17 protein-coding genes are annotated in these 19,280 nt (G+C 66.2%); 13 read left to right on the top strand and 4 right to left on the bottom strand.

What is annotated here, in order from left to right:
• Positions 1 to 30 precede the first annotated feature (30 nt).
• The 4 genes from BLS52_RS13710 to sdhC form a co-directional block, all read right to left on the bottom strand.
• Positions 31 to 819, bottom strand: coding sequence for a succinate dehydrogenase iron-sulfur subunit (locus BLS52_RS13710; protein ID WP_026544285.1), 789 nt, complete (start codon positions 817 to 819; stop codon positions 31 to 33).
• Positions 819 to 2,597 carry a succinate dehydrogenase flavoprotein subunit gene (gene sdhA, locus BLS52_RS13705; RefSeq protein WP_026544284.1) on the bottom strand — a complete coding sequence of 593 codons (1,779 nt, stop codon included), beginning with the start codon at positions 2,595 to 2,597 and terminating at the stop codon, positions 819 to 821. The genes BLS52_RS13710 and sdhA overlap by 1 nt, the downstream gene beginning before the upstream one ends.
• Before the next feature lie 93 nt (positions 2,598 to 2,690).
• The gene (locus tag BLS52_RS13700; RefSeq protein WP_026544283.1) at positions 2,691 to 3,158 is read right to left on the bottom strand and encodes a succinate dehydrogenase hydrophobic membrane anchor subunit; all 468 of its coding nucleotides are present in this window, start codon (positions 3,156 to 3,158) and stop codon (positions 2,691 to 2,693) included.
• 3 nt (positions 3,159 to 3,161) lie between these two features.
• Positions 3,162 to 3,542, bottom strand: coding sequence for a succinate dehydrogenase, cytochrome b556 subunit (gene sdhC, locus BLS52_RS13695; RefSeq protein WP_035777966.1), 381 nt, complete (start codon positions 3,540 to 3,542; stop codon positions 3,162 to 3,164).
• Between the two features lie 226 nt (positions 3,543 to 3,768).
• On the opposite strand from sdhC, the gene BLS52_RS13690 reads away from it, so the two are divergent.
• The 13 genes from BLS52_RS13690 (at position 3,769) to eno (ending at position 19,195) form a co-directional block, all read left to right on the top strand.
• Positions 3,769 to 4,890, top strand: coding sequence for a mannose-1-phosphate guanylyltransferase (locus BLS52_RS13690; RefSeq protein WP_026544281.1), 1,122 nt, complete (start codon positions 3,769 to 3,771; stop codon positions 4,888 to 4,890).
• A gap of 128 nt (positions 4,891 to 5,018) precedes the next feature.
• Positions 5,019 to 6,164: an amidohydrolase gene (locus BLS52_RS13685; RefSeq protein WP_090587523.1), complete on the top strand. Its 1,146-nt coding sequence runs from the start codon at positions 5,019 to 5,021 to the stop codon at positions 6,162 to 6,164.
• Positions 6,165 to 6,210: 46 nt separating this feature from the next.
• Complete coding sequence (locus BLS52_RS13680) at positions 6,211 to 7,269, top strand: LLM class flavin-dependent oxidoreductase (RefSeq protein ID WP_245702874.1); 1,059 nt, start codon at positions 6,211 to 6,213, stop codon at positions 7,267 to 7,269.
• A gap of 269 nt (positions 7,270 to 7,538) precedes the next feature.
• The gene (locus BLS52_RS13675; RefSeq protein ID WP_175460176.1) at positions 7,539 to 8,612 is read left to right on the top strand and encodes a BMP family lipoprotein; all 1,074 of its coding nucleotides are present in this window, start codon (positions 7,539 to 7,541) and stop codon (positions 8,610 to 8,612) included.
• A gap of 178 nt (positions 8,613 to 8,790) precedes the next feature.
• Positions 8,791 to 10,401 (top strand): ABC transporter ATP-binding protein, encoded by a 1,611-nt coding sequence (locus BLS52_RS13670; protein ID WP_090587457.1) that lies wholly within the window; start codon positions 8,791 to 8,793, stop codon positions 10,399 to 10,401.
• Positions 10,398 to 11,699 (top strand): ABC transporter permease, encoded by a 1,302-nt coding sequence (locus tag BLS52_RS13665; protein WP_090587455.1) that lies wholly within the window; start codon positions 10,398 to 10,400, stop codon positions 11,697 to 11,699. Before BLS52_RS13670 ends, BLS52_RS13665 begins: the two co-directional genes overlap by 4 nt.
• Complete coding sequence (locus tag BLS52_RS13660) at positions 11,696 to 12,979, top strand: ABC transporter permease (RefSeq protein ID WP_090587454.1); 1,284 nt, start codon at positions 11,696 to 11,698, stop codon at positions 12,977 to 12,979. The genes BLS52_RS13665 and BLS52_RS13660 overlap by 4 nt, the downstream gene beginning before the upstream one ends.
• Before the next feature lie 2 nt (positions 12,980 to 12,981).
• Entirely contained in the window at positions 12,982 to 13,467 is a 486-nt protein-coding gene (locus BLS52_RS13655; RefSeq protein ID WP_051470471.1) for a cytidine deaminase, read from the top strand.
• Positions 13,460 to 14,746 carry a thymidine phosphorylase gene (locus BLS52_RS13650; RefSeq protein ID WP_090587452.1) on the top strand — a complete coding sequence of 429 codons (1,287 nt, stop codon included), beginning with the start codon at positions 13,460 to 13,462 and terminating at the stop codon, positions 14,744 to 14,746. The genes BLS52_RS13655 and BLS52_RS13650 overlap by 8 nt, the downstream gene beginning before the upstream one ends.
• 278 nt (positions 14,747 to 15,024) lie before the next feature.
• Positions 15,025 to 15,744 (top strand): DedA family protein, encoded by a 720-nt coding sequence (locus BLS52_RS13645; protein WP_084033410.1) that lies wholly within the window; start codon positions 15,025 to 15,027, stop codon positions 15,742 to 15,744.
• A gap of 9 nt (positions 15,745 to 15,753) precedes the next feature.
• On the top strand, positions 15,754 to 16,896 hold the full coding sequence (locus BLS52_RS13640) for an adenosine deaminase (RefSeq protein ID WP_400587409.1): 1,143 nt from the start codon (positions 15,754 to 15,756) through the stop codon (positions 16,894 to 16,896).
• On the top strand, positions 16,893 to 17,627 hold the full coding sequence (locus tag BLS52_RS13635; RefSeq protein WP_245702873.1) for a MazG nucleotide pyrophosphohydrolase domain-containing protein: 735 nt from the start codon (positions 16,893 to 16,895) through the stop codon (positions 17,625 to 17,627). Before BLS52_RS13640 ends, BLS52_RS13635 begins: the two co-directional genes overlap by 4 nt.
• A gap of 287 nt (positions 17,628 to 17,914) precedes the next feature.
• A complete protein-coding gene (gene eno, locus BLS52_RS13630) occupies positions 17,915 to 19,195 on the top strand; it encodes a phosphopyruvate hydratase (RefSeq protein WP_090587449.1) in 1,281 nt (426 codons plus the stop codon).
• Positions 19,196 to 19,280 lie beyond the last annotated feature (85 nt).

The following is a 19,280-nucleotide window of genomic DNA, read 5'->3' as shown; positions in this document are numbered from 1 at the left end:
ATGAATCCCGTGCTGTTGACCCCTGCCCGGTCAGACCTTGCGGGACAGGATGGCCTGCTTGACCTCGGCGATCGCCTGGGTCACCTGGATGCCGCGGGGGCAGGCCTCGGTGCAGTTGAAGGTGGTGCGGCAGCGCCACACGCCTTCCTTGTCGTTGAGGATTTCAAGCCGCATGTCGCCGGCGTCGTCGCGGGAGTCGAAAATGAACCGGTGCGCGTTGACGATGGCGGCGGGACCGAAGTACTGGCCGTCGGTCCAGAATACCGGGCAGGAGGACGTGCACGCGGCGCACAGGATGCACTTGGTGGTGTCATCGAAGCGCTCGCGCTCCTCGGCGGACTGCAGGCGTTCCCGGGTGGGCTCATGCCCACGGTTGATCAGGAACGGCATGATCTCCCGGTAGGACTGGAAGAACGGCTCCATGTCCACGATCAGGTCCTTCTCCACCGGCAGGCCCTTGATGGGCTCCACCAGGATGGGCTTGGACGTGTCGAGGTCCTTCAGGAGGGTCTTGCAGGCGAGCCGGTTGCGGCCGTTGATGCGCATGGCATCGGAACCGCACACACCGTGGGCACAGGAGCGGCGGAACGAGACCGTGCCGTCGTGCTCCCATTTCACCTTGTGCAGGGCGTCCAGCACGCGGTCGGTGCCGTACATGGTGAGCTTCCACTCGTCCCAGTGCGCCTCATCGGACACCTCGGGGTTGTAGCGGCGCACCCGGAGGGTGACGTCGAAGGTGGGGATCTCGCCGCCGCCGCCGACGCCGGGAGCGAGTTCGACCTTGGAAGCCGGTTCTTTTTCGACAGTTGGGGTGCTCATCAGTACTTACGCTCCATGGGCTGGTAACGGGTGAAGACTACCGGTTTGGTCTCAAGGCGCACACCGCTGGTTTCGGTGGCGGTGGGGTCCTTGTAGGCCATGGAATGGGTCATGAAATTCTTGTCGTCGCGCTCGGGGTAGTCCTCGCGGAAGTGGCCGCCGCGGGATTCCTTGCGGTGCAGGGCGGCGGCCGTCATGACCTTGGCCATGTCCAGCAGGAAGCCGAGCTCAACGGCTTCCAGCAGGTCCAGGTTGAACCGCTTGCCCTTGTCCTGGACGGTGACGCGGGTGTAGCGCTCCTCGAGCTTGTCGATGACCTCGAGGGCTTCCTTCAGGGTCTGCTCGGTGCGGAACACCTGGACGTTGGCGTCCATGATGTCCTGGAGTTCCTGGCGGATCTGGGCAACCCTTTCGCCGCCCTCGGAACTGCGCATGGTGTCGAGCAGCCGTTCGGTCTCCACCAGCGGGTTGTCCGGAATCTCGACGAAGTCCGCGGTGAGGGCGTATTCGGCCGCCGCGATCCCCGCGCGCTTGCCGAAGACGTTGATGTCCAGCAGCGAGTTGGTGCCGAGGCGGTTGGACCCGTGAACGGAGACACAGGCAACCTCGCCGGCGGCGTAGAGGCCCGGCACAACGGTGTCATTGTCCTGCAGCACCTCCGCCTTGATGTTGGTGGGGATGCCGCCCATGGCATAGTGCGCGGTCGGGAAGACCGGCACCGGCTCCGTGTACGGCTCCACGCCCAGGTAGGTGCGGGCGAACTCGGTGATGTCCGGCAGCTTCGCGTCGATGTGCGCGGGCTCCAGGTGGGTGAGGTCCAGCAGGACGTAGTCCTTGTTGGGGCCTGCGCCGCGGCCCTCACGCACCTCGTTGGCCATGGAACGCGCAACGATGTCGCGTGGTGCGAGGTCCTTGATGGTGGGGGCGTACCGCTCCATGAAGCGCTCACCCTCGGAATTGCGCAGGATTGCGCCTTCACCGCGGGCCGCTTCGGAGAGCAGGATGCCGAGCCCGGCGAGGCCGGTGGGATGGAACTGGAAGAACTCCATGTCTTCCAGGGGGATGCCGCGGCGGAAGGCGATGCCCATGCCGTCGCCGGTCAGGGTGTGCGCGTTGGAGGTGGTCTTGAATACCTTGCCCACACCGCCGGAGGCGAAGACAACCGACTTTGCCTGGAATACGTGCAGTTCACCGGTGGCGAGGTCGTAGGAGACGACGCCGGCAACCCGCTTGCGGATACGCGTCACGCCGTCGACGGTGAACTCCTCGTCCACGGTCAGCATGTCCAGCACGTAGTACTCGTTGAAGAACTCGACGTTGTGCTTCACACAGTTCTGGTAGAGAGTCTGGAGGATCATGTGGCCGGTGCGGTCCGCGGCGTAGCAGGCCCGGCGGACCGGGGCCTTGCCGTGGTCACGGGTGTGGCCGCCGAAGCGGCGCTGGTCGATCCGGCCCTCAGGGGTGCGGTTGAACGGCAGGCCCATCTTCTCGAGGTCGAGAACGGCGTCGATCGCTTCCTTGGCCATGACCTCAGCGGCATCCTGGTCAACCAGGTAATCACCGCCCTTGACGGTGTCGAAGGTGTGCCATTCCCAGTTGTCTTCCTCGACATTGGCGAGGGCGGCGCACATGCCGCCCTGTGCCGCTCCCGTGTGTGAACGGGTGGGGTAGAGCTTGGTCAGTACAGCCGTTCGTGCACGCTGGCCGGATTCAATCGCGGCGCGCATGCCGGCGCCGCCTGCGCCCACAATAACGACGTCGTACTTATGGACCTGCATACCTTTGCTCTTTCTGTTGGAACTGGCGATATATCTGGTTGGATCTTCCGCCGTCCGGTGCTGCTGAACTACGGACCGTATGAAACTGGAAGGTCAGGGCGCCGGGCAGTAGTCGGCGACGTGCGGAACGCCGTTGACCACGGGGCAGGGATCGAAGGTGAAGATCACCAGGGTGCCGAGCACAATGATGACGACGGTGGAGACGTACAGGACGTTCTTCAGCCAGAAGCGGGTGGAGTCCTTTTCGGCGTAGTCGTTGATGATCACGCGTACGCCGTTGGTGCCGTGCAGCATAGCCAGCCACAGCATCACCAGGTCCCAGACCTGCCACAGCGGGTCAGCCCATTTGCCGGCGACGAAGCCGAAGTCGACGCCTTCGATTCCTTCGCCGTCGATCAGGTTCATGTACAGGTGTACGAAGATCAGCACTACGAGGACAACACCGGAGAGGCGCATGAACAGCCATGCGAACATCTCGAAGTTGCCCCTGGACCCGCCGCTGCGCCGGTACTGCGGTGAGATGCGGCCGGAGCGGGGAGATTCAACGATGGGAGCTGCCATGGCTTAGTGACCTCCGAAGACAACAGAGAGATGACGGATGGAGAAGGCGATCATGGTCACTGCCCACAATCCGACGACGGCCCACAGCATCTGCCGGTGGTACCGGGGGCCCTTCTTCCAGAAGTCCACAAGGACAACGCGGAGGCCGTTGAAGGCGTGGAAGACGATAGCGCCCACCAGTCCCAGCTCTCCCAGACCCATGATGGGGTTCTTGTAGGACTCGATGACGGCGTCATATGCCTCGGGGGAGACCCGCACCAGAGAGGTGTCGAGCACATGCACCAGTAGGAAAAAGAAGATCACGACGCCGGTAATACGATGCGCTACCCAGGACCATTGGCCTTCGCGGCCACGGTAGAGGGTGCCTGCTGGTGTCTTCGACACTGAAAAACCTCCCTGTGTCGCGGAGGCGTTAGCGCGTCTTCCACGCTGGAATGTCGCCCCGCGAGAGCACTCGTTCCACAAGCCTAATCTAGGCCCGGCGGTTGGGGGGTTCAATTTAGGGAACCCTACGTTGTGACCTTGTTAACATGCGCGCAAAAGCGGCCAGGTTAACGTCCGGACTGCACCGGAATCCGGTGCATTGTGCCCTGCTGTTAATGTGGAAGCGATGAGCACCCATGAAAAGAGCCCCCTGGACCGATTCCACGGCGTCATTCCGGCGGGCGGAACCGGCACCCGGCTATGGCCGTTGTCCCGGGCGGCAGCGCCCAAGTTCCTGCATGACCTGACGGGCTCGGGCAGCACCCTGATCCGGGCGACCTATGAGCGGCTCCAACCGCTCAGCGGTAAACGCCTCATGGTGGTGACCGGGAAGGCACACCGCAGGGCGGTTCGCGCCCAGTTGCCCGAACTGAAGGACTCCGACCTGGTCCTTGAGAGCGAGCCGAAGGACTCAGGAGCGGCGATCGGGCTGGCCGCCGCGATCCTCTACCACCGCGATCCCGACATCATCATGGGCTCGTTTGCAGCTGACCAGGTGATCGCCCCTGCTGAGGACTTCCAGGCCGCAGTCCGCGAGGCCGTCCACACCGCTGCCGAGGGTTACATCGTGACCATCGGGATCCTGCCCACCCATCCGTCCACGGGCTTCGGCTACATCCGCGCCGGTGATCCGCTGGACATCGCCGGCGCACCGAGCGCGCACTCCGTCATCGAATTTGTGGAGAAGCCGTCGGTCGCCGTCGCCCGTGAGTACATCGACAGCGGCAAGTACAGCTGGAACGCCGGCATGTTCGTGGCGCCGGTGGCCCTCATGCTCAAGCACCTCGAAGCGAATGAACCCCTCCTCTATGCCGGGCTCATGGAGATCGCCGCCGCCTGGGACACCCGGTCCCGCAATGAGGTTGCCCGCCGCGTCTGGCCCACACTGCCGAAGATCGCAATCGACTACGCGGTTGCCGAGCCTGCCGCGGCCGCGGGCGATGTCGCCATGATTCCGGGCAACTTCAGCTGGGACGACGTCGGCGACTTCGCAGCCATCGGCCGGCTCAACCCTGCCATGGAGAACAGTGAGCTGACGGTGATGGGCGAGGGCGCGCGCGTCTTCTCGGAGAATGCCTCCGGCATTGTGGTCTCCGACACCAAGCGCGTGATCGCGCTCATCGGAATTGACGACGTCGTTATTGTGGACACTCCCGACGCACTGCTGGTGACCACCAAGGAACATGCCCAGGAAGTGAAGAAAGCAGTGGAGTCGCTGCGGGCCAGCGGCGACGTGGACGTCCTCTGACCGGGCGTGCACGTCGCCCAATGACGCGCGGTTAGAGCCGCCGTCGACAGGTTGGTTACGCTTGTCAGGTGCAGAAAACTTCCACCGAGGCTCCCGTCGTCCCACACATCGGCGTGTGGGCCGCTCCGATGCTGGACGAGTTGACGAGGTTCCGACGTGACATCCACGCGCACCCCGAGCTGTCGCACAAGGAATACCGCACCACGGACCGGCTCGTTGAGCACCTCGAAGCGGCCGGGCTGAAGCCGAAGCGCCTTGAGGATACCGGCCTGTACGTCGACATCGGCCGGGGCGAGCTGAAAATCGGGCTGCGTGCCGACATCGACGCGCTTCCCATCCTCGAGGAGACGGAGCTGCCCTACGCCTCGAGCGCCACGGGTATTGCGCACGCCTGCGGCCATGACGTCCACACCACCGTGATGCTCGGCGTCGCGGAGGTTCTCGCCAAGATCGACGCCGAGTTCCCGCTCAACGGGCGCGTACGCGTGATCTTCCAGCCGGCCGAGGAGACCATGCCCGGCGGCGCCCTGGACGTGATTTCGCAGGGCGTCCTCGATGGGGTGCCCCGCATTCTCGCGCTGCACTGTGATCCGCGCATCGACGTGGGCCTGGTGGGAACACGCATCGGCGCGATCACCTCGGCCTCTGACACCGTGCGCGTCGAGCTCACCGGACGCGGCGGCCACACGTCCCGTCCGCACCTCACCGAGGATCTGGTGTTTGCGCTGGCGCACATCGCCGCGAACGTCCCCGCCGTGCTGGCCCGCCGCATCGACGTCCGCAGCGCCGTCTCCGTGGTCTGGGGCCAGATCCATGCGGGTTCAGCCCCGAATGCCATCCCCGCCCACGGGTTCATGTCCGGCACCATGCGCTGCCTCGACGGGGAGGCGTGGGAGGCAGCCGGTGACCTGCTTGACCAAACGGTGCGCCAGGTGGCTGCCCCGTTCGGCGTCGACGTCAAGCTCGAGCACACCCGCGGGGTGCCGCCGGTGGTGAACACCGAGGCAGAGACCGGGCTGATCGAGGCCGCGGCCCGCGCGGAACTCGGCCCGGACTCCGTGGTGCTCACCCCGCAGTCCATGGGCGGTGAGGACTTCGCCTGGATGACGCAGAAGGTGCCCGGCGCCATGATGCGGCTCGGAACCCGGACCCCCGGAGGGGAGACCTACGATCTGCACCGCGGCGACTACCGGCCCGATGAGCACGCCATCGGATGCGGCGTGCGGGTGATGGCAGCGGCTGCGATGCGCGCGGTCCTGGGCCTGCGCCACTAGAGATCCGGCGGGAATGCATCCCGCCGGCGCGCGGTTACTCCTCTGCGTGAGCAACTCCGATACCTTCCGTGTGCCCCTGTCCGTGCTCGACCTCGCCACCGTGGGGTCCGGCCGTACCAGTTCCGAGGCGCTCGCCAACAGTGCGCGGCTGGCGCAGGCCGCCGACCGGCTGGGCTTCATCCGTTTCTGGGTCGCTGAGCACCACAACATGCCCTCCGTCGCCTCCACGAGCCCCCCGGTGTTGATTGCCCACCTTGCCGCGCAGACTGCACGCATCCGCGTCGGCTCCGGCGGCGTCATGCTCCCGAACCACGCTCCCTTTGTGGTTGCCGAACAGTTCGCCCTGCTCGAGGCGCTGCACCCGGACCGGATCGACCTCGGCATCGGTCGCGCTCCAGGGACCGACCAGATGACCGCTCTGGCCCTGCGCCGGCAGACCGACGGGCTCGGCGTGGAGGAGTTCCCGCAGCACGTCCTCGAGGTACTCGCCCTCCTCGGGGACAACCGGACGCCGGACCGGGTGATGCGGCTGGCAGCCACCCCGTCGCCGTCGTCGTTCCCTGATGTGTGGCTGCTCGGTTCCAGCGGTTACTCTGCCCAGCTGGCCGGCATGCTTGGCCTGCGGTACAGCTACGCGCACCACTTCGGCAATGAGGATCCGGCGGCGGTCATGCGCCTGTACCGCTCCAACTTCCAGCCCTCACCGGCGCTTGCCGAGCCGTACGCCATGCTGGCCACCTCGGCGCTGACCGCTGACACCGTGGAAGAGGCCGAATACCTGGCCGGGCCCGCCAGGGTGATGGCGCTGTCGCTGCGGTCCGGACGGCCCGCGCCCATCGTGTCGCCGGAAGAGGCGGCACAGCGGGTGTTCACCGATCAGGAGCAGCTCATGCTCGAGCATCTCCCGGCGATCAAGGCAGTCGGGACACCGGATCAGGTGACCGCGCGGCTTGAGGAGCTGGTTGAACTCACCGGAGCGCAGGAACTCATGATCACCGGAACAACCTACGACGTCGGTTCCAGGATTGATTCCCTGACCTCCCTTGCGGATGCGTGGGGAAGCGCGCAGGCCCGGATCGACGCCGGAGCACCAGCCTCCCGGTAAGTCACCTACCCGTTGGTAACAAAACTTGAACAATGTGGGAACCGGGCCGCGCCTTGGTAGTGTGCCCGGTCACTCCGGCGTTAGAGTAAGCTTCATCATCGAGTCCCGGACTGAGGCGGGACCGGCGCTGCGAACATCAATGAAAACAGAGCTTGGATCCCGGATCAGGGCATCGCAAACGGACACTCATTGATCTCTTGTTCGCGGGCTTACTTCTTATCGGAGGAACATTGAAGAATTCACGGAGCTTGTCAGGGCGCCGCACCGGGATGTCCGTTGCAGCACTGGGTGCAGCAGCCCTTCTCCTTGCCGGTTGCGGTGCGCCGCCGGCAGAGACCGACGGCGGCGGATCCGATCCGGCAGCTGAAGCCACCGACTACACCGGCTGCATCGTTTCCGACTCGGGCGGATTCGACGACCAGTCGTTCAACCAGTCCAGCTACGAGGGCATCCAGGCTGCCGAGGAATCGCTCGGCATCGAGGTCCGCCAGGCGGAATCCCAGGCGGAAACGGACTTCACCCCGAACGTCAACTCCATGGTCAGCGCCGGCTGCGACATGATCGTCACCGTCGGATTCCTGCTCTCCGCCACCACGGCCGAGGCAGCGGAAGCCAACCCAGAGACCAACTTCGCGATTGTCGACGACAACCAGATTGACCTCCCCAACGTCAAGCCGATCATCTATGACACGGCGCAGGCCGCGTTCCTTGCCGGCTACCTTGCTGCCGGAACCTCGGAAACGGGCCGGGTTGCCACCTACGGCGGCATCCAGATCCCCACGGTGACCATCTTTATGGACGGTTTCGCCGACGGCGTTGCGTACTACAACGAGCAGAAGGACGCCGACGTCCAGCTCCTCGGCTGGGACAAGGAAGCACAGACCGGAACCTTTACCGGCAATTTCGAGGACCAGGCCGCAGGCAAGACGAACACGCAGAACTTCATCAACGAGGGCGCGGACATCATCATGCCGGTAGCCGGCCCCGTGGGCCTCGGCACCATCGAGGCCGTCGAAGAAGCCAACGCCGACGGCGGCAGCAACAAGGTGATCTGGGTAGACTCGGACGGCTTCGAGACCGTTGAGAGCGGAACCGAGTTCATCCTCACCTCCGTCATGAAGCTGATGGGCGAGGCTGTTGAGCAGGTCATCTCCGAGGACGTTGAGGACAACTTCAGCAACGAGCCGTACGTCGGCACCCTCGAAAACGGCGGCGTGGCACTGGCACCCTTCCACGACCAGGAGGCTTCCGTCCCGGACGAGCTGAAGGCCGAACTTGAGGAAATCAAGGCAGGCATCATCTCCGGCGACATCACTGTCGAGTCCGAGGCAAGCCCCAAGTAACACCGAAGCTGACACACGCCGCCCGCTCCCAGGATGGTTCCATGGTCCTGCAGGAGCGGGCGGCGTGTGCGCGTTACGGTTGAATTGAGTCTGTATCCGCTGTGCGGGTGCGGCGGACAGGCGAACCCTGTCCCACCGCAGCTGTCCAGCTCCCACAAAGGACAGGTTGGTTGGGGTTGTGAAGCTCGAACTACAGGGAATCACCAAACGGTTTGGCTCCCTTGTTGCCAATGACAATATCGATCTGGTGGTGAACCCCGGCCAGGTGCATTGTCTCCTCGGCGAGAACGGCGCCGGCAAATCCACCCTCATGAACGTCCTCTACGGACTCTATGAACCCACGGACGGGCGCATCCTCGTTGACGGGAAGCCGGTCACGTTCCGTGGACCCGGCGATGCGATGGCCGCGGGCATCGGCATGGTGCATCAGCACTTCATGCTCATCCCCGTCTTCACCGTCGCGGAGAACGTGGCCCTCGGTGACGAACACACCAAAGCGGGCGGCATCCTCGATCTGGACAAGACCCGCGCCCGCATCCGGGAAATCTCCGACCGCTACGGGTTCGATGTTGACCCCGACGCACTCGTCGAAGACCTGCCCGTCGGCGTCCAGCAGCGGGTGGAAATCATCAAGGCGCTGGTCCGCAAGGCGGAAGTACTGATCCTGGACGAGCCCACCGCCGTGCTCACCCCACAGGAGACCGATGAGCTGATCCAGATCATCGAGGAGCTGAAGGCCGGCGGCACCGCAATCGTCTTCATCTCGCACAAACTGCGCGAGGTCAAGGCAGTCTCGGATGTCATCACCGTCATCCGGCGGGGCGCCGTCGTCGGAACCGTGGACCCAAGCGCCAGCACCGGCGAGCTGGCCTCCATGATGGTCGGCCGAAAGGTAAGCCTCAGCCTGAACAAGGCGCCGGCCACCCCCGGGGAAACCACCTTCACCGTGCGAAACCTGACGGTTCCGGGGGCCGGGGGCCAGAACCTGGTGGACAACGTCAGCTTCGACATTTCCAGGGGTGAGATCCTCGCCGTCGCCGGGGTCCAGGGCAACGGCCAGACCGAACTCACCGAGGCCATCCTCGGCCTGCACCCGCACGCGTCCGGTTCGGTGCGGTTGAACGGCCGGGAACTGCTCGGCATGAAGGTGAAGGACATCATCCGCGAGGGTGTCGGCTTTGTTCCCGAAGACCGCAAGGTGGACGGCCTGGTGGGCAGCTTCTCGATCGCCGAGAACATGATCCTCAACTGGTACAACGAGCCGCCGTTCGCGAAGGGCCTCGCCATGAAACCCGCTGTGGTGCTGAAGAATGCCCGCGAGAAGGTCGCCGAGTTCGACGTGCGCACCCAAAGCGCCGAGGCACCGGTGAGCACCCTCTCCGGCGGCAACCAGCAGAAGGTGGTCCTGGCCCGCGAGCTCTCGCGGCCGCTGAACCTCTTCATCGCCTCCCAGCCCACCCGCGGGGTTGATGTCGGTTCGATCGAATTCCTGCACAAGCGCATCGTTGCCGAGCGCGACGGCGGCACACCGGTCATGATCGTGTCCACCGAACTCGATGAAATCAGTGAACTCGCGGACCGCATCGCGGTGCTGCACGGAGGAGAACTCATGGGCGTGGTGCCCGGCGACACGTCCCGCGACGTGCTCGGCCTCATGATGGCCGGAATGACGGCCGAGGAAGCGCTCGGGCAGGGCCCGGGGCAGAACCCCACCCCAGCGGGTGAGGGCGGAACCGCCGCCGGGGAACGGATTTCCGGGGAGCACGCTGCCGGGGAGGAAACCCGATGAGCGCCGCCAACGGGCCCAACGCTGAGGGCATCGCCGAAGGCACCGCGGCGCCGCCGCCCATTCCGGGCACCGTGGAAACCCCGCCTGCGGGCGGGGATGACCGCGGGCGCGGCATCCTGAAGAGCATCGCCACCGGCTCATCGCTCGTGGCGATCCTCGCCGTCGTGCTGTCCATCATCCTCGGCGGCATCCTGATCGCGCTGACGGACGAGGACGTCGCTGCGGCGTCGTCGTACTTCTTCAGCCGGCCCGGTGACACGCTGGGGGCTGCCTGGGCAGCGGCCAGCGGAGCGTACGCAGCCCTGTTCCAGGGGGCAGTGTTCAACCCCCGCGCCGACTCCCTGGCCCTGATGTTCCGGCCCCTGACCGAGACGCTCACCGTCGCCACGCCGCTGATCCTCGCCGGCCTGGGAGTGGCGGTCGCCTTCCGCGCCGGCCTGTTCAACATCGGTGCCCAGGGGCAGATCATCCTCGGTGCCATGTTCGCCGGCTGGATCGGATTCTCCTGGCACCTGCCGTTCGGCCTGCACCTGGTGTTCGTGGTGCTCGCCGGGTTTGTGGGTGGCGCGCTGTGGGGCTTCATCCCCGGCATCCTGAAGGCGCGCACCGGCGCGCACGAGGTGATCGTGACGATCATGCTCAACTACATCGCCATCTACCTGGTCGGTTTCCTCCTGACCACCCCATCCTTCCAGAACCCGGGCTCGTCCAACCCGATCAGCCCGCGGCTGGATGAGACAGCGGTGTTTCCACAGATCCTCGGCCCGCAGTTCCGCCTGCACCTGGGCTTCCTGATCGCAATCGCGGCGACCTACGGGGTGTGGTGGCTGCTCAACCGGTCCACCGTCGGCTTCGAACTCCGGGCCGTCGGCGCCAACCCGTTCGCGGCACGCACCGCCGGGATCAGCGTGACCAAGGGCTACGTCGTCGTCATGATGCTGGCCGGCGGGCTCGCCGGACTCGCCGGGGTGGCCCAGGTGGCCGGAACGGAACGTGTGCTGACCAGCGGCATCGCCGCGAGCTTCGGCTTTGACGCCATCACCGTGGCGCTGCTGGGGCGCTCCCATCCGTGGGGCGTCTTCTTCGCCGGAGTGCTGTTCGGGGCGTTCCGGGCCGGCGGTGTGCAGATGCAGACCCTGACGGGCACCCCCATCGACATTGTCCTGGTGGTCCAGTCACTCATCGTCCTGTTCATTGCCGCCCCGCCGCTGGTCAAGGCGATCTTCGGCATCGAGCGGAAGAAGAAGCCGCGCAAGGCGTCCAGGGCAAAGGCAACCGTATCCGGAGGTGCGGCATGAGCATCGCAGCAACCGTCACTGATCCGGGGGTCACCGGATCCTCAGTCAAGAGCTGGAAGGCGCCCATCGGTTTCGGCTTCGGCGCCCTGCTGGCGCTGTTCGTGTTCGCGATCGGAGGCCCGGCCACCACCGCCGTGTTCCGCGTCTCCGATGACTCCGACCGCTTCCGGCTAGCCGACATCGCGCTGCCGGCCAACGTCGTCGGCTGGGTTGTTGCACTGGCGCTGATCGCCATCGCCGTGTACTCCTTCCTGCAGATCCGCCGCGGGGACAGGATCAACCGCTGGGCGGGCATCGCCTACGCGGTGCTCTTCGTGGTCGGGTTCCTCACCTGGGTGGTGGGCATCGCCGACCGGCCGTCCATTTCGCTGGCCGGCCTCGTCGCCGGCTCGGTGACCCTGGCCATCCCGCTGATCTTCGGATCCCTCTCCGGTGTGCTGTGCGAGCGGGTGGGCGTGGTCAATATCGCGATCGAGGGCCAGCTGCTCTCCGGCGCATTCGCCGCCGCAGTTGCCGCCTCGATCTCCGGCAGCGCGTACGTGGGCCTGCTCGCCGCCGCTTTCGCGGGGGTACTGGTCTCACTCATCCTGGCGATCTTCAGCATCAAGTACCTCGTGAACCAGATCATCGTGGGCGTTGTGCTCAACGTCCTGGTCTCCGGGCTGACCGGCTTCCTCGCCTCCACCCTGCTCAGCAGGGACTCGGCGACCTTCAACTCGCCGCCGGGCCTGCCCGAGGTCCGCATCCCGCTCCTCGCCGACATCCCGGTCATCGGTCCGATCCTGTTCCAGCAGACCATCGTCGGGTACCTGATGTACGTCGCGGTGATCGTCATCTGGCTCGGCCTGTTCCGCACCCGCTGGGGGCTGCGCGTGCGGGCCGTCGGTGAGCACCCGCAGGCTGCTGACACCATGGGCATCAAGGTCAACGCCACCCGGTTCTGGAACGTCCTCCTGGGCGGCGCCGTCGCGGGCTTCGGCGGGGCGTTCTTCACCCTGGTCTCGGTGAGCACGTTTACCCGGGACATGACGGCCGGGCAGGGCTACATTGCCCTCGCCGCGCTCATCTTCGGACGCTGGAACCCGATCGGCGCGTTCTTCGCAGCCCTGCTGTTCGGTTTCGCCACCAACCTGCGATTTGTCCTGTCCATCATCGGCACGGACGTGCCGAGCCAGTTCCTGGCCATGCTGCCGTACATCGTGACCATCCTGGCCGTCGCCGGCCTGGTGGGGCGGTCCCGCCCGCCGGCCGCCGGCGGCATCCCGTACGTCAAGGAGTAGCCATGAGCACACCGGAGAAACCCACGACGACGGCGTCCGCGGACCCTGCCGGCGACCTACCCTGGGAGGCCCTCGCGGAGGCCGCAACCGCGGCGATGCGGAACGCCTACGTTCCCTATTCGAAGTTCCCGGTAGGGGCGGCTGCCCTCACCGAGGACGGCCGGATTGTCTCCGGCTGCAACGTGGAGAACGCCTCCTACGGGCTGACGCTGTGCGCGGAATGCTCGCTGGTCAGCCAGCTCCAGATGACCGGCGGCGGCCGGCTGGTCGCCTTCAGCTGCGTGGACGGCAACGGGAACGCGCTGATGCCGTGCGGCCGGTGCCGGCAGCTGCTGTACGAATTCCGTGCTCCGGGCATGCTGCTCATGACGGTGAGCGGGATCAGGACCATGGATGAGGTGCTGCCCGACGCATTTGGTCCCCAGCATCTCGCTGACGCGGGCACGGCAGGCGCCGGCACCACAGAGACAGGAGCATCACATGAGTGAGCAGTTCGACGCCGTTGACATCATCCGCACCAAGCGCGACCGGGGCACGCTGAGCCCGGCCCAGATCGACTGGACCATCGACGCGTACACCCGGGGCGCCATCGCGGACGAGCAGATGGCGGCCCTCAACATGGCGATCCTGCTCAACGGCATGGACCGGACCGAAATCTCGCGGTGGACGGCCGCCATGATCGCCAGCGGGGAGCGGATGGACTTCTCCGCCCTGGGCAAGCCCACCAGCGACAAACACTCCACCGGGGGAGTGGGTGACAAGATCACCCTCCCGCTTGCACCGCTCGTGGCGGTCTTCGGCGTCGCCGTGCCGCAGCTCTCCGGCCGCGGGCTCGGCCACACCGGCGGCACCCTGGACAAGCTTGAGTCAATTCCGGGTTGGCGCGCCCAGCTCTCGAATGACGAGATGATGGCCCAGCTCGCCGGCGTCGGCGCGGTGATCTGCGCCGCCGGTGCCGGTCTGGCACCGGCGGACCGGAAGCTCTACGCGCTGCGCGACGTGACCGGAACGGTCGAGGCCATTCCGCTCATCGCGTCGTCGATCATGAGCAAGAAGATCGCCGAGGGCACCGGCTCCCTGGTGCTTGATGTGAAGGTGGGCAGCGGCGCGTTCATGAAGGACGAGGCGCAGGCCCGCGAGCTGGCGGAAACCATGGTGGCACTCGGAACCGACGCCGGGGTGAAGACGGTGGCACTGCTCACCAACATGTCCACGCCACTCGGACTGACGGCGGGTAACGCCATCGAGGTGGAGGAATCCGTCGAGGTGCTTGCCGGCGGCGGGCCGGAGGACGTCGTCGAACTCACCGTACGGCTCGCCGAGGAGATGCTGGCCGCGGCGGGAGTCCATGATGCCGATCCCCGGCAGGCGCTGCAGGACGGCCGTGCCATGGACGTCTGGAACCGCATGATCGAGGCCCAGGGCGGGGACCCGCGTGCGGAGCTTCCGGTGGCCAGGGAATCCGAGACGGTCTATGCGCCCGCCGACGGGGTGCTCGTCGGGCTCGATGCTCTGGCGGTGGGCGTCGCGGCCTGGCGTCTCGGCGCGGGCCGTGCGCGCAAGGAGGACTCGGTGCAGGCAGGCGCCGGAGTCCGGCTCCATGCCAAGCCCGGCGCGATGGTCCGCGCCGGTGAACCCCTGATGACCCTGCTCACGGACACCCCGGAGAAATTCGACCGGGCGCGTGAGGCGCTGGAAACCGCCGTCGTCATCGCTCCGGAAGGTGCGCGTCCGGCGCAGCAGCTCATCATCGACCGCATCGCCTGACCCGCTCCGTCCGGTCGCCGTGAGCCGGGCGGGACACGGGAGCCGGGAGACCGGCGAAGATCCCGGGCCGCTCCGCCGGGATCGGCGAAGATCAGCCCTGAGGGCGACGCGAACACAACGCGCCGAACCCTAACCTTGGAAAAAGGCTGGATCAGGGGTCCAACAGGGTGATACCCCATGGACCCCTCCGATGCGCTGCTGGCATGGTTTTAAGTACCCCCTGACACCTGTTGCGGCGGTTATCCGGCCCCATCCGCACAATCCAAGGAGCACAGGCAGTGGACGCCATTCTTGCTGTCACGAACGGACTGAGTGATTTCATCCTCAGCACCGCCGAACAGCCGTGGGTCTACCTGCTGGTGTTCATCTGCTGCACGGTCGACGGCTTCTTCCCGCCGTTCCCCAGCGAGTCGGTGGTAGTAGGGCTGGCCTCGCTGGTAATCACGCAGGGTGTCCCCGACGTATGGCTGCTGATCCTGGTTTCTTCCCTCGGCGCCTTTGTCGGTGACAACCTCGCCTATGCGATGGGCAGGGGAGTCGGCACGCAACGGTTCCGGTGGATGCGCCGGCCCCGCTCGCAGAAGGCTTTCGAATGGGCGGGCTATGAGCTTGAGAAACGTGCAGCTTCCCTGATCCTGGTTGCCCGTTTCATTCCGTTCGGCCGCGTGGCAGTCAACCTCACCGCCGGTGCCACGGGGTATTCCCGGCGGCGCTTCCTCGTTCTGACCTGCATCTCGGCAATCGCGTGGGGAAGCTACTCCGTGGGGATCGGAGCGCTTGCGGGCGCCTGGTTCAAGGACAACCACCTGCTGGGCGTCACAGTGGCGATTTCCGTTGCCGTTCTCCTCGGCTTCATCGTCGACCGCATCATCAGCGCCGTCCGGGGATCGACACCGCTGCGGCCCCGCCCCGAGCCGCTGCACCCCCGGCACCCTGACAGGCAGGGGAGTGCGGTCGCAGAGGCCGATCCGGAGACCGAACCATTGGCTTCCGCGTAGTCTTGGCCTGTGACTGAACCTATGACTTCCCTCGCGACAGACATCACCTTCGACATCCGCGCCCTGCCCAAGGTTTCGCTGCATGACCACCTTGACGGCGGCCTGCGTCCGGCGACCATCATCGAGCTCGCCGACGCGGTAGGCCACCAGCTGCCCTCCACCGATCCGGTTGCGCTGGGTCAGTGGTTCCGCGACTCCGCAGACTCCGGCTCCCTGGTGCGTTACCTGGAAACCTTCGACCACACCATCGCAGTAATGCAGACCCGCGAAGGTCTCGCCCGGGTGGCGCAGGAGTTCGTTGAGGACCTGGCGGACGACGGCGTGGTGTACGGCGAGGTTCGCTGGGCACCCGAGCAGCACCTGACGGGCGGCCTCTCCCTCGACGACGCCGTCGAGGCGGTCCAGGAGGGCCTCGATGCCGGGGTGGAGGCAGTCGCCGCACGCGGACGCACCATCCAGGTGGGCCAGCTCATCACCGCCATGAGGCATGCCGACCGCGGCCAGGAGATCGCCGAATTGGCCGTCCGGCACCGTGACCGCGGGGCCGTCGGCTTCGACATCGCGGGCGCCGAGAACGGCTTCCCGCCGGCCCGTTTCGCCGACGCATTCACCTACCTGGCCCAGCACCAGTTCCCGGCAACCGTGCACGCGGGGGAGGCCGCCGGAATCGACAGCATCGTCGACGCGCTGGTCAGCGGCCGCGCGCAGCGGCTGGGCCACGGCGTGCGCATCGCCGAGGACATCACGGTGGAATTCGACGACGACGGCGGCAGCGACGCCGGCGTGGGCATGGTCACCCTCGGCCGGGTGGCCGCCTGGGTCCGCGACCGCGGGATCCCGCTGGAAATCTGCCCCTCCTCGAACCTGCAGACCGGGGCGATAGAGGCGTTCGGCAAGGACATTGCCAGCCACCCGATCGACCTGCTGTACCAGCTCGGGTTCAACATCACGGTCAACACGGACAACCGGCTGATGAGCGGGGTGAGCCTCACGGACGAGTTCGAACTCCTCGTGGAGACCTTCGACTACGACCTGGACGACCTCCTCGACCTCACACTCAACGCCGTCGAAGCCGCATTCCTGCCGCTCGACAGCCGGACCGCGCTCGCTGAACTGATTGCGCAGGGGTACGACGGCACCGGGGGAGCATGACGGACAGTGCGCAGCGGGCGGGAGCGTCCCTGGAGCGACTGCTCGAGGTCATCGGGCAACTGCGTGAGCACTGCCCGTGGATGGGTGCGTTGACCCACGAGTCCCTCGCCGAGTACCTCGTCGAGGAGTGCTACGAACTCCTCGAGGTCCTGGAGGGTACCGCCGGAGCCGATGACCTGCGCTCGGAGCTGGGCGACGTCCTCCTGCAGGTGGTGCTCCATGCGCGCCTGCAGGAGGAACAGGGACCCTTTGCGATGGCCGATGTCATTGACGGGCTCACCGAGAAGATGATCCGCCGCAACGCGCACATCTTCATGCCCGACGGCGGTCTCCGGGACGAATTTCCGGCCTCGGTCGAGGAGATCGAGGCCGCCTGGCACAGCATCAAGCGGCAGGAGCAGCCGGCGGACAGTCATCCGTTCGCCAGCATCCCGCCTGGTCTGCCCGCCCTCGCGTCGGCGGCGAAGACGCTCAAGCGCGCCCGGCGCGAGGCGGGTTCCGCGCCGGAACCGGCCGCCGTCGTCGTCCGCTCTGCAGGTGCCGCTCCCGCGTCGGGTTCCGTTCCCGCGTCGGGTGCCGTTCCCGGGTCGGGTGTCGCTCCCGCGTCGGAGGAGGAGCTCGGGGAGGTGCTGCTCGCCGTCGTCGGACGCGCGGTCGATGCGGGGCTGGACCCGGAGCGGGCGCTGCGCCTGGCAGTGCGCCGATACCAGGAGGCGCACGCCGCGCCCTGACCAGTGCCCCTCCTCCCGTTGAGTTGGCAGCGTCCGGGCGGCGCTGCCGCTCCGTGGGGGTCCGAGAATCTATTCACGTGTCAGGACACGCCGCTTTGCCCGCCTGATACGGGGTGTGTCCTGACAACTCAACGGGTTAGTTGCCGTCACGGACGGTCATTGGAGCCCGCTTTCAATTAGGCTGGGTACGAATCCCCGCGCAGACGCAGCAGCCCGACTGGGCTGGGCACGTTCTCCGCTGTCCGTATGAAGAAATTCATAGCCCTTATCTGAACAGGAGCAAATCCATGGCGATCATTGATGCCATCCACGCACGCGAAATCCTTGACTCCCGCGGCAACCCCACGGTTGAGGTCGAGGTACTGCTCGACGACGACACTTTCGGCCGCGCTGCCGTCCCCTCCGGCGCGTCCACCGGAGCGTTCGAGGCGAACGAGCGCCGCGACGGCGACAAGGACCGCTACCTCGGCAAGGGTGTGCTCCAGGCCGTTGAGGCCGTCATCGAGCAGATCCAGCCGGCCCTGCTGGGCTTCGACGCGGGCGACCAGCGCGCCATCGACCAGGCCATGATCGACCTCGACGGCACCGAGAACAAGTCCAACCTGGGCGCCAACGCCATGCTCGGCGTCTCCCTCGCGATCGCCCGCGCGGCGGCCGAGTCCTCCGCGCTGCCGCTCTACCGCTACCTGGGCGGACCCAACGCGCACGTGCTGCCCGTTCCGCTCATGAACATCCTCAACGGTGGATCGCACGCCGATTCCGACGTCGACATCCAGGAATTCATGATCGTTCCCCTCGGCGCCGAATCCTACTCGGAGGGCCTGCGCTGGGGCGTCGAGGTGTACCACGAGCTCAAGAAGGTCCTCAACGAGAAGGGCCTGGCAACGGGCCTGGGCGACGAGGGCGGCTTCGCTCCGAACCTGCCGTCCAACCGTGACGCCCTCGACCTCATCACCACCGCGATCGAGCGCGCCGGCTACACCCCGGGCACCGACATTGCTTTCGCCCTGGACGTCGCCGCTTCCGAGTTCTACAAGGACGGCGCCTACCACTTCGAGGGCAAGGCGCTCGATTCGGCCGCCATGCGCGCCTACTACGAAGAGCTGGTGCGCGACTACCCGCTCGTGTCCATCGAGGACCCCCTGGACGAGGAAGACTGGGACGGCTGGAAGGCCCTCACCGAATCCCTCGGCAGCAAGGTGCAGCTGGTTGGTGACGACCTCTTCGTCACCAACCCGGTCCGCCTGGAGCGCGGCATCAAGGCCGACACCGGCAACTCGCTGCTGGTGAAGGTGAACCAGATCGGTACGCTCACCGAAACGCTCGACGCCATCTCCCTGGCCCAGCGCTCCGGGTACACCACCATCACCTCGCACCGCTCCGGTGAGACCGAGGACACCACCATCGCGGACATCTGCGTGGCAACCAACGCCGGCCAGATCAAGACGGGCGCGCCCGCCCGTTCCGAGCGCGTTGCCAAGTACAACCAGCTGCTGCGCATCGAGGAAGAGCTGGACGACGCCGCACGCTACGCCGGCCGTTCCGCGTTCCCGCGTTTCACTGCCTGATCACTCAGGCTCAGCGCGTTACCCTCGTTAAGCAGGTAACCGTCAGCCTGGGGCTCTTTCCCATGCCGGCGGCTTAGCAAGTTTG

Source organism: Arthrobacter subterraneus (assembly GCF_900099735.1).
GTDB lineage: Bacteria > Actinomycetota > Actinomycetes > Actinomycetales > Micrococcaceae > Arthrobacter_D > Arthrobacter_D subterraneus.
Note: the sequence above shows the minus strand (reverse complement) of the source record. Positions and strands in the feature narration are given on the sequence as shown.